General features: G+C 44.7%; 17 protein-coding genes. 16 read left to right on the plus strand and 1 reads right to left on the minus strand.

Annotated features, from left to right (window positions below; all coding sequences use genetic code 11):
• The 4 genes from ACGF49_RS00005 to ACGF49_RS00020 form a co-directional block, all read left to right on the plus strand.
• Positions 1-1,087 (plus strand): hypothetical protein (locus ACGF49_RS00005; protein ID WP_387488789.1); only part of this gene is annotated, 1,087 nt, incomplete at its 5' end.
• Complete coding sequence (locus ACGF49_RS00010; RefSeq protein WP_228899828.1) at positions 1,084-1,761, plus strand: hypothetical protein; 678 nt, start codon at positions 1,084-1,086, stop codon at positions 1,759-1,761. The genes ACGF49_RS00005 and ACGF49_RS00010, both read left to right, overlap by 4 nt.
• Positions 1,758-2,129, plus strand: a complete 372-nt coding sequence (locus ACGF49_RS00015; protein ID WP_228899826.1) for a hypothetical protein — start codon at positions 1,758-1,760, stop codon at positions 2,127-2,129. The genes ACGF49_RS00010 and ACGF49_RS00015 overlap by 4 nt, the downstream gene beginning before the upstream one ends.
• Positions 2,066-2,725: a hypothetical protein gene (locus ACGF49_RS00020; protein WP_387488792.1), complete on the plus strand. Its 660-nt coding sequence runs from the start codon at positions 2,066-2,068 to the stop codon at positions 2,723-2,725. The genes ACGF49_RS00015 and ACGF49_RS00020 overlap by 64 nt, the downstream gene beginning before the upstream one ends.
• Before the next feature lie 203 nt (positions 2,726-2,928).
• On the opposite strand, the gene ACGF49_RS00025 is transcribed toward ACGF49_RS00020, so the two are convergent.
• Complete coding sequence (locus ACGF49_RS00025; protein WP_113040791.1) at positions 2,929-3,525, minus strand: ACP phosphodiesterase; 597 nt, start codon at positions 3,523-3,525, stop codon at positions 2,929-2,931.
• Here ACGF49_RS00025 and ACGF49_RS00030 point away from each other — a divergent pair.
• From ACGF49_RS00030 to pgpA, 12 genes are all read left to right on the plus strand, one after another.
• On the plus strand, positions 3,508-3,705 hold the full coding sequence (locus ACGF49_RS00030) for a hypothetical protein (protein WP_191214717.1): 198 nt from the start codon (positions 3,508-3,510) through the stop codon (positions 3,703-3,705). The two genes, ACGF49_RS00025 and ACGF49_RS00030, sit on opposite strands and share 18 nt — an antisense overlap.
• A gap of 49 nt (positions 3,706-3,754) precedes the next feature.
• Entirely contained in the window at positions 3,755-4,822 is a 1,068-nt protein-coding gene (gene queA, locus ACGF49_RS00035; RefSeq protein ID WP_113040792.1) for a tRNA preQ1(34) S-adenosylmethionine ribosyltransferase-isomerase QueA, read from the plus strand.
• Positions 4,823-4,967: 145 nt separating this feature from the next.
• A complete protein-coding gene (gene tgt / locus ACGF49_RS00040) occupies positions 4,968-6,092 on the plus strand; it encodes a tRNA guanosine(34) transglycosylase Tgt (RefSeq protein WP_113040793.1) in 1,125 nt (374 codons plus the stop codon).
• A gap of 91 nt (positions 6,093-6,183) precedes the next feature.
• On the plus strand, positions 6,184-6,513 hold the full coding sequence (yajC, locus tag ACGF49_RS00045) for a preprotein translocase subunit YajC (protein WP_011148038.1): 330 nt from the start codon (positions 6,184-6,186) through the stop codon (positions 6,511-6,513).
• 27 nt (positions 6,514-6,540) lie between these two features.
• On the plus strand, positions 6,541-8,388 hold the full coding sequence (secD, locus tag ACGF49_RS00050) for a protein translocase subunit SecD (protein ID WP_112879369.1): 1,848 nt from the start codon (positions 6,541-6,543) through the stop codon (positions 8,386-8,388).
• A 10-nt stretch (positions 8,389-8,398) separates the two neighbouring features.
• Positions 8,399-9,367 (plus strand): protein translocase subunit SecF, encoded by a 969-nt coding sequence (gene secF, locus ACGF49_RS00055; protein ID WP_112879368.1) that lies wholly within the window; start codon positions 8,399-8,401, stop codon positions 9,365-9,367.
• Between the two features lie 115 nt (positions 9,368-9,482).
• Positions 9,483-9,932, plus strand: coding sequence for a transcriptional regulator NrdR (gene nrdR / locus ACGF49_RS00060; RefSeq protein WP_113040794.1), 450 nt, complete (start codon positions 9,483-9,485; stop codon positions 9,930-9,932).
• A 4-nt stretch (positions 9,933-9,936) separates the two neighbouring features.
• Positions 9,937-11,046 carry a bifunctional diaminohydroxyphosphoribosylaminopyrimidine deaminase/5-amino-6-(5-phosphoribosylamino)uracil reductase RibD gene (gene ribD / locus ACGF49_RS00065; protein WP_387488798.1) on the plus strand — a complete coding sequence of 370 codons (1,110 nt, stop codon included), beginning with the start codon at positions 9,937-9,939 and terminating at the stop codon, positions 11,044-11,046.
• Positions 11,047-11,172: 126 nt separating this feature from the next.
• Positions 11,173-11,643 carry a 6,7-dimethyl-8-ribityllumazine synthase gene (ribE, locus tag ACGF49_RS00070; protein WP_113040795.1) on the plus strand — a complete coding sequence of 157 codons (471 nt, stop codon included), beginning with the start codon at positions 11,173-11,175 and terminating at the stop codon, positions 11,641-11,643.
• Between the two features lie 26 nt (positions 11,644-11,669).
• Entirely contained in the window at positions 11,670-12,086 is a 417-nt protein-coding gene (nusB, locus tag ACGF49_RS00075) for a transcription antitermination factor NusB (RefSeq protein ID WP_112879366.1), read from the plus strand.
• A gap of 100 nt (positions 12,087-12,186) precedes the next feature.
• Positions 12,187-13,176, plus strand: a complete 990-nt coding sequence (gene thiL / locus ACGF49_RS00080) for a thiamine-phosphate kinase (protein ID WP_113040796.1) — start codon at positions 12,187-12,189, stop codon at positions 13,174-13,176.
• Entirely contained in the window at positions 13,169-13,660 is a 492-nt protein-coding gene (gene pgpA / locus ACGF49_RS00085; RefSeq protein ID WP_113040797.1) for a phosphatidylglycerophosphatase A, read from the plus strand. The genes thiL and pgpA overlap by 8 nt, the downstream gene beginning before the upstream one ends.
• The last annotated feature ends 74 nt before the right edge of the window (positions 13,661-13,734 follow it).

The following is a 13,734-nucleotide window of genomic DNA, read 5'->3' on the forward strand; positions in this document are numbered from 1 at the left end:
CAGCTATGAGATGGACGCCGATAAAATTATCCGGGAAATCAACAGTTATCTGCACCTGAATGAACAGGCGCGGATTGTAATTCTGCATGACCCGGTAGGCCGTCAGCGGGATATTGTGGAAGCCTACTCTATCCTGAATTTGTGGCAACAGAGCTATAACGCCTCCAATATTTACCCACTGACCATCGGTTTCTATGTCGAAAAGCTCAAAGCCACCAAAAACCCGGAGCTAAAAAAGAAAATAGATGACAGTATTGATTCTGACGCCTGGGAAAATGACTGGCCGAAACTGAAAAAAGTCACCGAAGATTTTGAAGCGCGTCAGGCGATGTTTATGAAACTGTTTGAAGCCTTTGCGGATAACCCGGACCTCAGTTATCAAGTCGGCGGGCTGCAAAATTACTTTCACTACTTCTTTTCACTGCAAGATGAAAAAGAGACGCTGGAAGAAGAGGACACGCTGGAGTTCCGGTTTTTCAGTGAAATCCTCTCCGGTCTGCTCGGCAACCTGCAATCATCCTTGCCCGGCCAGCAGGTTTTGGCAAAGCTGGCGGCCAAAGAGTCAGACGGCAACGGGGATGGCAACTTCTGGCGCACCATTACCAGTGGGGTTATCGCTGTGCTGAATAACGACAAAGTAAAATCACCGCTCCTGAAGGGCCCGTTTATTAGTGGAGTCGATAATATTCTGTTAGGTATGGGGACCTTTCTGGCTGACCCGGCGGTGCGTCAACAGGCTATCGGGGAACGGATAATTAACTGGAGTAAACGTCTGGAATCACTCGGCACTAAACCGGTAATAACTCTGCCGGAAGTCAAGACCAGTGTGGACTCGCCGGTTCAACTTTTTACCTTAGAAGGGGCTGGTAAACCCTCTATTGGTTTACTGTTTGATTCTTCATTGACCGGTGTCAGCCTGTTTCTGAATGCCTTCACCCTGGCCGATGTGGTTATGCAGACAGAATATGCCCGCAACAACCCGTTACAACCCGGACCTACCTATATGAATCTGATGCGCTTTAGTACCGCGGTAATTGGTATGAGTGCCGATTTGACTTCTATTGGTTCGCCGCTGGCTCTGTCATGACAGCAGGATTGCTAGCATGGCTGGCTGCGGGAATCAGTTTGCTTGTCGGTGGCAGTATTGGACAGGCCAGCAGTGCCTGGTCAGATTTGGAGAAGGTACTGAATAACTGTTTTTGGGGAGCGGGAAATAAATATGCTTTTTGGCCAGTGGATGAACGACCAACTATCTTAAAGCAATTACAAGATGCTAGAGAAATGAGCGATACCATTAAGAATGCTTTTCTTATCGAAAACCAGGAATTTTTAAATCTGTTTATTCAGCCACAACTAAAGATACATAGAGAATATAGAAAAACCACCTATAGATTTACCTTACCTGCTTTCCAAATGGGTGTTTCAGAAATATACGGACTATTCGTTAAAGAAAACGAAATATACTATCTTGGTGCACAAGTTATCACTATCACCATTAACCATCGCCAGTATACGCGGGACACTTTTCGTGATGCTACATTTGAGGCTGCACGAAAACAGGCAAAACTGATTTTGAATGGAAATACAGCCACACTAGAAATAGTCACTACAGAAGGGCGCGAAACAAATCCTTATCGCAGCAAGTTATATTGGTATTACCAACAGTCAGACAATGTTATTGCCCCTCTGCGCTATTTCTGGGGAGAGAAACCAACAGAGGAAAATACGCTTAAAGGCAGCTTTGACGGAGAATTTATATGAAACAACGATTAAAAGATCTACTCAAAAAATGGTTTCCTACGATTCATCCTCTACCAGCCAAACGGCTGGTACGCTGGGAAAAAGAAATCTTGTCTGTACCGCCGGATATTAAAGATGAAGAAACCATTAAGCATGTAGAAATACTGGATTACCTTAACGATAAGGAGTGTTGGGTTAGAAACCCTCAGCGCCGTTTCCGGAGTATCACATTAATCCCAGTAACACTGGGTATTATTAGTAGTTTGGTGTTAAACATTAACGATTTTATAGAGTCAAGAAAAAAAAACGAGGAAGCTATTCATCGATGGGTTGGTTACGCAAAAAAAAATATGGTGAAGAATTCTATCTGCGTAATGATCTACCTGTAGATATGGAAGATGTGCGTTATATCGGTAACGATAAAGAAATTTCATTAAGGAAATATTTATATTATCGTTATACCTTTTTCCCAAGTAGCTCTCAACTACTCATAATTGATATAAGTTTCCTGCTACTTTATCTACTGATTATTCCACCCTTTGTCTATTGTATATTTTTCTGGCAGAGCCAAGCGCCATTAATTATCGATCGCGAGCAGCAAATTTTTTACACCTGGTATAAAGGTAAAGCCTATGCCGCCCGTTATCCACAATTAGGTATGATGGAAAAAACCAATATTCTGTATCTCAAAGTCTACGGATTGGATGAAAATAATAACCTTATCGAACGTGTCTTTATCCCTAATGTCAGCAGTTATACTTTTGCTTTCTTAAGTAGTGGCAATGATAAAGCTCTGGCAGTCGCCTTTATGGTGAAATTCTTATTAAACGGCAAAGAAGCAGTCAGTAAAGTGGACTATAAACGCCGTGAGCCGCTTATTTGGTGGAGTAAAGATAAAAGACCCGCTGATTTAGAGACACAAATTCCGTTGATTCTGGCAGAACTGGATCGCTTAGGTCCCCCTGATGAAGATCTTTCCGAATGAAAGCTAGCGTCAAAAAATAATTTCCTACTATTCATCTTATGCCAGCCAAATGGCTGGCCCGCTGGGAAAAAGAACTTCTGGCAGCACCACCGGATATTAAGGATGAAAAAATCGTTAAACATGCGAAAGTGCCGTATTGCCTGAATGATTTCTTTCTATCCGCATTTACGATTTATTCACAAGCATAGTTGTAATAATAACGTTTATTGAGGCGAACAGTAAAAATCCTTATTTTCTGCCTTTTCCATCATATAGGGATAAAATTGCCAGAATAGTGCTTCGAAATCAGCGTAATGTTGCTCTATATCCTGAAATGATCCAGATAAAGCCGATAATCTGGGATGTCTTCGGGCCATGCCTTTTAATACATCTGCGATAAATGCAAGATCTGCATAACGGATCAGCCAGTTTTGCGGCCATAAAAACTCATTCAGTTCCTGAAATTTTTCGGGAGTGTAATAAAGATGAGGTTCAATCTGATTGCGAGCATGGTGAATAAATGTCGGTAATGAGTAGGTGGGAACCAGTTTATCCCAATTCAAGGAGAGGAAGTGATCCCAGATAATATCCAAAGTAATCGGCGCAACCCGTCGATATGAATTACTGAATAAATGACGGGCTTGAATAACCCGTGGATGGGTATCTGTTAATACGTCAACACGCCGATGCATACGAATACCTGCAACTACATCAGCGCTGTATTGTCCTTCTGGATTACCGCGCACAAAATCTGCCATCAGATTTCCTAGTAGGGAGCTGTCAGCCAGAGTAGCTAAATGAAGGTGAGCGAGAAAATTCATTTGGTGATTATAATATATACCCTATTGATTTCAAGATGCATCGCGGCGGCAAAGGAGCGAATCCCCGGGAGCATAGATAACTATGTGACTGGGGTGAGTGAGTGCAGCCAACAAAGAGGCAACTTGAAAGATGACGGGTATAAATCCGCGAAGTTATGTGCTTATTTGTTGCACCCTTAGAGCCGCGGCACTAGACTAGTCCGCCTGTTTTTCTGAATGATTAAATATAATGCGTGTCTCCGATTTTACTTTTGAACTTCCTGACGAAATGATTGCTCATTACCCTCAACCGCAACGCAGTGGCTGCCGTTTGCTCTCGCTTGATGGTGAAACGGGAAAATTAACGCATGGTATTTTTACGGATGTTCTCGATAAGCTGAATGCCGGAGATTTGCTGGTTTTCAATAATACCCGTGTCATACCTGCGCGTATTTTCGGCCGAAAAGCCACGGGCGGTAAGTTGGAAGTGTTAGTTGAAAGGGTGCTGGATGATAAGCGGGTACTTGCACATGTGCGTGCTTCCAAAGCGCCAAAAGTGGGGACTGAATTGTTATTGGGTGATAATGAAAGTCTTAAAGCAATCATGTTGGCCCGCCATGATACCCTGTTCGAAATACGTTTTGATGATGAACGTGATGTGTTGTCCATTTTGGATGACATAGGTCATATGCCTTTGCCGCCTTATATTAATCGTCCTGATGAAGAGGCAGACCGTGAGTTGTACCAAACTGTATACAGCGAACGGCCCGGGGCGGTAGCTGCACCAACGGCCGGTCTTCATTTTGATGAGCCATTATTGGAAGCGCTGTGTAAAAAAGGCGTGGAAATGGTTTTTGTGACATTGCATGTTGGTGCGGGTACTTTCCAGCCTGTGCGGGTGGAAACCATTGAAGACCATATTATGCATGCTGAGTATGCAGAAGTGCCACAGGATGTGGTTGATGCTGTGCTGGCATGTAAGGCGCGAGGTAATAAAGTTGTTGCCGTTGGCACAACGTCAGTTCGATCGCTGGAAAGTGCCGCAAAAGCCTGTCAGGATGGGTTAATTGCGCCATTTTTTAATGACACGCAAATTTTTATCTATCCGGGTTTTGAATATCAGGTTGTGGACGCGTTGATTACTAATTTCCATTTACCGGAATCGACACTTATTATGCTGGTTTCTGCGTTTGCGGGTTATAAAAATACGATGAATGCCTATCAAGAAGCGGTTGCAGAAAAATATCGTTTCTTTAGTTACGGTGATGCTATGTTTATTCGTCGTAATCCCTTCGCTTGCAAGGAAAAGATTTCTTAATGTAATAATTATGGCATTGACTGGAATATATTGTTGAATTTGTTGAAAATAGGGTTATGTGAATATCTCAGCTCAACGGTAAATTTCAACTTTGTCTGGTTTTAAATAACAGCATCGGACTGTTTATCTGATGCCTGGAGGTTAAGTGAAATTTGAATTACAAACTACCGACGGTCAAGCCCGTCGTGGTCGTCTGATTTTTGAGCGTGGCGTGGTAGAAACGCCAGCATTTATGCCAGTTGGAACTTATGGCACAGTAAAAGGAATGACACCGGAAGAAGTGAAAGAAACCGGTGCGCAGATCCTGCTTGGCAATACTTTCCATCTGTGGCTACGCCCAGGGCAGGAAATCATGAAGCTTCATGGTGATTTGCATGGATTTATGCAGTGGCATGGTCCAATCTTGACGGATTCAGGTGGTTTTCAGGTATTCAGCCTTGGCGCAATGCGTAAAATCAAAGAGGAAGGTGTACATTTCCGTAACCCAATTAATGGTACGCCGGTTTTCCTCAGCCCAGAAAAATCGATGGAAATCCAGTATGACTTAGGTTCTGATATTGTCATGATTTTTGATGAATGTACGCCATATCCTGCTGATTGGGATTATGCGAAACGTTCGATGGAGATGTCCTTACGTTGGGCGGCGCGTAGTCGTCAGCGTTTTGATGAGCTACAGAATAAAAACGCTTTGTTTGGTATTATTCAGGGAAGCATTTATGAAGATTTACGTGATATCTCAGTAAAAGGTCTGGTAGAGATTGGTTTTGATGGATACGCTGTAGGTGGTCTGGCGGTAGGGGAGCCTAAAGAGGATATGCACCGCATTCTTGAACATGTCTGTCCGCAAATCCCGCAAGACAAACCACGTTATCTGATGGGAGTAGGAAAACCAGAGGATTTGGTGGAAGGGGTTCGTCGCGGCATTGATATGTTCGATTGTGTGATGCCAACCCGTAATGCCCGTAATGGTCATCTTTTTGTGACCGATGGTGTGATTAAAATCCGTAATGCCAAACATAAAGAGGATACTTCGCCACTGGATGAGCAGTGTGACTGCTATACTTGCCGAAATTATAGTCGGGCATATTTGCATCATCTTGACCGTTGTAACGAAATTCTCGGTGCAAGGCTGAATACTATCCATAATTTGCGGTATTATCAGCGCCTGATGGCTAAGATCCGTCAAGCCATCGAGGAAGGTAATCTTGAACAGTTTGTTGAAGATTTTTATCAACGGATTGGTAAACCCGTTCCGGCATTAAGTATTTGACTTAAGTAGTGATTGACTGGTTTCAGTGTGTATAGCATATTGCGGCTGGTTTTTGATTACTATTGAATTTGATAACATTGAGGGAAGTTTAATGAGTATTATTTCTGAAGCAGCAGCATCTGCTGGCGCACCGGCTCAGGGAAGCCCATATTCTTTGATCATCATGCTGGTTGTTTTCGGCTTGATTTTCTATTTCATGATCCTGCGTCCACAACAGAAACGTACCAAAGAACATAGAAAGCTGATGGATTCTATTTCCAAAGGTGATGAGGTGATGACCAATGGTGGTTTGATTGGTCGTGTCACTAAAGTTTCTGACACCGGTTATATCGTTGTAGCACTGAATGACACTACTGAAGTAACCATTAAACGTGATTTCGTCGCTGCCGTTTTACCGAAAGGTACAATGAAGGCTCTGTAATTTCTGATTTTCCCGAAGGGAACTGCCGTGCTAAACCGTTATCCTTTGTGGAAGTATCTGATGCTGATCGCTGCGATCCTCATCGGTTTGCTTTATGCACTTCCCAACCTTTATGGTGAGGATCCGGCTGTACAAATCACTGGTGCGCGAGGCATTGCCGCCAGTGAGCAAACGCTGGTCCAAGTCCATAATGTTTTAGAAAAAAATCAAATCGCGAGTAAATCTATTGCGCTGGAAAATGGTGCGATTCTTGCTCGTTTCAATAATTCCGATATTCAGCTTCGTGCCCGTGAAGTATTGATGTCCACATTAGGCGATCAGTACGTGGTGGCATTGAACCTGGCACCAGCAACACCAACTTGGTTAAGTAAGGTTGGTGCCGAACCAATGAAACTGGGCCTTGATCTGCGAGGTGGGGTGCACTTCCTGATGGAAGTGGATATGGAAACCGCATTAGGCAAACTGCAAGAGCAGAATATTGATGGCCTGCGCACTGATTTGCGTGAAAAAGGCATTCCTTATTCCACTGCCCGTAAAATTGATAATTATGGTGTAGAAATCCGCTTCCGTGATGAAAAAGCGCGGTCTGAGGCGGAAAACTATCTTACTGGCCGCCACCGTGATTTAGTTTTCAGTATTGGAAGCAATAATACTCTGAAAGCGGTGATGAGTGATGAACGTCAGCGCGAAGCCCGATCTTATGCGGTGCAGCAGAACATTACCATTCTACGTAACCGTGTTAATCAACTGGGTGTGGCTGAACCATTGGTTCAGCGTCAGGGCGCTGACCGTATCGTGGTTGAATTACCGGGTATTCAGGATACTGCTCGTGCAAAAGAGATTCTTGGTGCGACAGCGACGTTGGAATTCCGTTTGGTCAATACCGGTATTGACTCTACCGCAGCTACATCAGGCCGTGTGCCAGGTGATTCTGAGGTGAAGAGCACCCGTGATGGTAATCCGGTTGTGTTATATAAACGTGTTATTCTGACCGGTGATCATATTACAGATTCAACCCCTGGTACCGATGAATACGGTAGTCCAGAGGTGAGTATTTCACTGGACAGTGCTGGTGGCTCCGCGATGTCTAATTTCACCAAGGACAATGTTGGTAAGCCAATGGCGACATTGTTTGTGGAATATAAAGACAGCGGTAAGAAAGATGCTAATGGTCGGGCGGTGTTAGTTAAACATGAAGAAGTGATTAACATTGCTAATATTCAGACTCGTCTGGGGAACAATTTCCGTATCACGGGCCTTTCCAACGCAACCGAAGCGCGTCAGTTATCCTTATTGTTGCGTGCGGGTGCTCTGATTGCGCCGATTCAGATTGTAGAAGAGCGTACCATTGGGCCAACCCTTGGTCTGCAAAACATTGAACAAGGTTTAGAAGCTTGTCTGTGGGGCTTAATTGCATCAATTCTGTTTATGGTGATTTACTATCGCAAATTCGGTGTGATTGCGAGCAGTGCGTTGTTGGCTAACCTAGTGCTGATTGTTGGTATCATGTCTCTGTTACCAGGGGCGACGTTAACCATGCCGGGGATCGCGGGTATTGTGCTAACGCTGGCTGTGGCGGTTGATGCGAACGTGCTGATCAACGAACGTATTAAAGAAGAGTTGAGTAATGGCCGGACAGTACAACAAGCGATACATGAAGGTTATAAAGGGGCTTTCTCCAGTATTATTGATGCTAATTTGACCACGTTGATTACCGCGGTCATTCTTTATGCTGTTGGTACCGGGTCAATTAAAGGCTTTGCGATAACAACGTCAATTGGTGTCGCGACTTCTATGTTCACCGCTATTGTAGGTACTAGAGGGATCGTCAACCTGCTATACGGCGGTAAGCGTATTAAGAAGCTGTCAATTTAAGGAGCACGTTGTGGCACAGGATTATACTGTTGAACAATTGAACTACGGTCGCAGAGTCTATGACTTTATGCGCTGGGACAACGTTGCTTTCGGAATTTCGTTGCTACTGTTGGTAGCTTCTGTTTTTGTGATGGCAACCCGCGGGTTTAACTGGGGACTCGATTTTACCGGTGGTACGGTAATCGAAATCAAGCTCAGTCAATCTGCTGATTTGGATAAGATGCGTGATAACCTGGCAAAAGCGGGCTTTGAAGATCCTCTGTTGCAAAATTTCGGTAGTAGCCGTGATGTAATGGTGCGTATGCCACCAGTTACGGGTGCGGCTAATGAGGAGCTGGGTAAAAAGGTTATTAAAGTCATTAATGACACCATTGATAAAGATGCGAGTGTCAATCGTATTGAAATTGTTGGGCCGAGTGTCGGTGCTGAGCTCGCCCAAGATGGTGCAATGGCGTTGCTGGCGGCGCTTATCTGTATCTTGATTTATGTTGGATTCCGTTTTGAATGGCGTTTAGCATTGGGTGCGGTTCTTGCGCTTGCCCATGATGTCATCATCACGCTAGGGGTTCTGTCATTGTTCCATATCGAGATTGATCTGACCATTGTGGCATCGCTGATGTCGGTTATCGGTTACTCATTGAATGACAGTATCGTGGTTTCTGACCGTATCCGTGAGAATTTCCGTAAGATCCGTCGTGGTACGTCGTATGAAATTATGAACGTCTCTCTGACGCAAACATTGAGCCGTACAATCATGACATCTGCAACAACTTTACTGGTGGTGCTGATGTTGTATATTTTCGGTGGTGCAATGTTGAAAGGTTTCTCACTAGCGATGTTAATTGGTGTTTCTATCGGTACGGTATCTTCTATCTATGTTGCTTCCGCTTTAGCGTTGAAACTGGGTATGAAGCGTGAACACATGATCCAGCAAAAGGTTGAGAAGGAAGGGGCTGATCAGCCATCTTTATTGCCTTAATTATTCTGCCTTGATGCTGTTCAAACACCCTGTGAGTATCCGGCTGACAGGGTGTTTTTTATTCAGATTAAGGATAAACTGTAAATTTAGTTCGGATTAACCATCAGGAAACGATATGCATTGCCCATTTTGTGCTGCTGTTGATACTAAAGTGATTGACTCTCGTTTGGTCGGGGATGGCTCGCAGGTGCGCCGGCGGCGTCAGTGTCTTGAGTGTCATGAACGATTCACCACTTTTGAAATGGCTGAGCTGGTTATGCCTAGAGTAATAAAAAGTGACGATATCCGAGAGCCGTTCGATGAAGAAAAATTGCGTCGTGGTATGCAAAAAGCACTGGAAAAGCGCCCGGTCAGTTCTGATGATGTAGAAATGGCGATGAGCTATATTAAATCTCAGTTACGTGCTACCGGTGAGCGGGAAATTCCATCCAAAATGATTGGTAATCTGGTCATGGATGAATTGAAGAAGTTGGATAAAGTCGCCTATATCCGTTTTGCTTCTGTCTATCGCAGCTTTGAAGATATTCGTGAATTTGGCGAAGAGATTGCTAAATTACAAGGTTGAGCCAGTGAATAACGATAAAAAATATATGGCGTGCGCTTTGGAATTGGCGCATCAAGGGCGCTTTACTACGCCACCTAATCCTAACGTTGGTTGTGTAATTGTGCGTGATGGACAAATTGTTGGGGAAGGTTTTCATTTACGTTCTGGTGAGCCACATGCTGAGGTTCACGCTTTACGGATAGCCGGAGATAAAGCTAAAGGCGCAACTGTTTATGTCACGCTTGAACCGTGCAGCCATCACGGTAAAACACCGCCTTGTGCCGATGCGTTGATTGCGGCTGGCGTTAGCCGTGTGGTTGCGGCGATGCAGGATCCCAATCCACAGGTAGCAGGAAGGGGGCTTTATAAGCTGCAACAAGCTGGTATTGCAGTAGAACATGGACTGATGATGGAAGAAGCTGAATCTCTCAACCGGGGGTTTTTGAAGCGGATGCGTACCGGGTTTCCATATATTCAGTTGAAGATGGCTTCTTCTCTTGATGGCCGAACGGCATTAGCTTCTGGCGAAAGTAAATGGATTACATCACCTCAAGCTCGCGATGATGTACAAAAATTCCGTGCTCAATGTAGCGCGATTCTGAGTTCCAGTAGCACTGTTTTAGCTGATGATCCTCACTTGACAGTTCGTTGGCGTGAATTAGACGCAGAAACCCAGGCGGTTTATCCCGAGGAAAATCTTTGTCAACCGGTACGTGTTATTGTTGACAGTCAGAATCGTGTTGGCCCTCAGCATCAGGTCATACAGCAGCCCGGTTATTGTTGGCTGGCTCGCACTAAAGCAGATGAACATGACTTATCCGAAAATGTAGAACAGATACTGTTACCTGCTCATGGTATTGGGGTAGATTTGGTGTCATTGATGATGCAGTTGGGTAAGCGCCAAATCAACACAGTCTGGACTGAGTGTGGGGCATTGCTGGCGGGGGCATTGCTAACTTTAGGGTTGGTGGATGAATTGGTTCTTTATGTTGCGCCAAAAGTGCTAGGTGATACGGCTTGTGGTTTGTTCACTATTCCTGAACTCAAAAATTTGGCAGAGGCGCCGGAATTTGACATTTTTGATGTACAGCAGGTGGGACCTGATCTTCGTCTGCGTCTGCGGCCTGTATACTGACTGAATATGTGAGTGTGGGTTAGTTTGCCTGTATTTATGCTCTGTTGCTAAATCGGCAGGCGCAGCTAACGAAAGAATATGATAGAATCCGCCCCCCTGCGGATATGAACAGATGGAAGGAAGGCTATGAACGTAATCAAAGGTGGTGTTGCAGCTCCACAAGCTCGTGTGGCGATTGCCATTGCACGTTTTAACAACTTCATTAATGACAGTCTGTTAGGCGGAGCGGTGGATGCGCTTGAGCGTATCGGTCAGGTTGCTTCAGAGAATATCACTGTTGTCTGGGTTCCTGGTGCTTACGAGTTGCCATTGGCAGTGAAGACATTGGTCGAAACTCAAAAATATGACGCTGTTGTCGCGCTAGGAACAGTTATCCGTGGTGGTACCGCTCATTTTGAATACGTTGCTGGTGAATGCAGTTCTGGTCTGTCTAGTGTGGCGATGGCTAGTGAAATTCCAGTAGCGTTTGGTGTTCTGACCACAGAAAGCATTGAACAGGCGATTGAGCGCGCTGGAACCAAAGCGGGTAATAAAGGTGCAGAAGCTGCATTAACCGCACTGGAAATGATCAATGTAATTAATGCCATTAAAGGCTGATTTTAGTTTTAATTAAGGGGAATCTTGTGAAACCTGCTGCTCGTCGTCGTGCTCGTGAGTGCGCTGTTCAGGCTATATATTCATGGCAATTATCTGGCAATAGCATTGCTGATGTTGAATTACAGTTTCTGTCGGAGCAGGACGTCACTGGTGTTGACGTAACCTATTTTCGTGAATTGCTGTCAGGAGTAGCTGTAAATGCGGCTAAGCTGGATGCTTTGATGGCCCCTTATCTTTCCCGTCAGCTCGAAGAGTTAGGTCAGGTAGAAAAAGCCATTTTGCGTGTTGCTATGTTTGAACTAAGTTATCGTGATGATGTCCCTTATAAAGTGGCTATTAACGAAGCTATCGAATTGGCAAAAGTCTTCGGTGCTGAAGATAGCCATAAGTTCGTAAACGGGGTACTGGATAAATCTGGCCCGGCAGTACGCAGAAAAAGATAAGCTACTGCTTGTCGGGTTTTTCCCACCGTAGACGATGATTTGTAAGGCCGGGATACCGGCCTTATGTTCATGATCATCAGTAACTTTTTGGGATTCTATTATGGTATGTGGCGAATTTGACCTCATTGCGCGTTATTTTGATCGTCGGGAGATTAGCCGGCGTGATGTAAATCTAGGTATTGGTGATGATTGTGCACTGATGACACTAGCCGATAAACAACAATTGGCGGTTAGTACGGATACCTTGGTTTCAGGCGTACATTTTTTACCTGATATTTCCCCTGAAGATTTAGCTTACAAATCTCTTGCTGTGAATCTGAGTGATCTGGCCGCAGTCGGCGCTGATCCTGCTTGGCTTTCATTGGCGTTAACATTACCGGAAGTGGATGAACGCTGGCTGGGTGGTTTCAGTGACAGTCTGTTTGAGCAGTTGCGTTATTATGGTATGCAGCTTATTGGTGGTGACACTACCCGCGGTCCGATGAGTCTGACGTTGACGATTCATGGTTTGGTTCCCGCAGGCAGGGCGTTACGGCGTACTAGCGCAAAAAATGGTGATTGGATTTATGTGAGTGGATCGTTGGGTGATAGTGCGGCGGGTTTGGCTCTGTTACAAAACCGTCTACAAATTTCTGATCCGGTATCCCGCAACTGGTTGGTTCAGCGTCATCTCAGGCCGCAACCTCGTATTTTACAAGGGCAAGCACTACGTGGCTTGGCAACATCAGCAATTGATTTGTCTGATGGTTTGATTTCCGATTTAGGTCACATTCTGAAAGCCAGCCGATGTGGAGCCAGAATAAATCTGGATGCGCTTCCTTACTCTGATGCAATGAAACAGTACGTTGAACCGCAACAAGCTTTGATGTGGGCTTTGAGTGGTGGGGAGGACTATGAATTGTGTTTTACCGTCCCGGAGAGGAATCGTGGTGCGTTGGAAATTGCGTTGGCGCATACCGGAGCTGGTTTTAGCTGTGTTGGACAGATTATGGCGGAATCGGAGGGCGTTCGTTATTACAGCAATAATAAAGAGATTAAATTAGATCTAAAAGGGTTCGATCACTTTATTACTGAGGAGGCACATGGATAAGGCAAAGTGTCGTTTACGGATGAGTAATCCCTGGCATCTATTAGCGACAGGTTTTGGTAGTGGGCTGTCGCCGGTTGTGCCGGGAACAATGGGATCGGCGGCGGCTATTCCATTCTGGTTATTGCTGGTCCAGTTTCCGGAATGGATTTGCTGGTTGGTTATTATTGTCGGGATGTTTTTCGGCATAATGATTTGTCAGCGTACTTCTGATGATATGAAAGTTCATGACCACGGTAGTATTGTCTGGGATGAATTTATCGGTATGTGGATCACATTGATGGCAATCCCTGTGGTTAATTGGCAGTGGATTTTGACCGGTTTTATGGTGTTTCGTATTCTCGATATGTGGAAACCGTGGCCCATTCGCTGGTTTGATCGCTATGTTCATGGCGGTTTAGGCATCATGTTGGATGATATTATTGCGGGTGTATTTTCTTTCGTGATTGTTTGGTTACTAGCGTTTTATCAGATTTTTATTTTCTGAGGTGTGGTGTAGATGGAAAGTCTAATGAAATTACTACAATTCCCGAACCCCTGAACAGGTTGCCACTGAAAGGT

This window comes from Photorhabdus sp. RM96S (genome assembly GCF_042879335.1).
Classification (GTDB): Bacteria; Pseudomonadota; Gammaproteobacteria; order Enterobacterales; family Enterobacteriaceae; genus Photorhabdus; species Photorhabdus kayaii.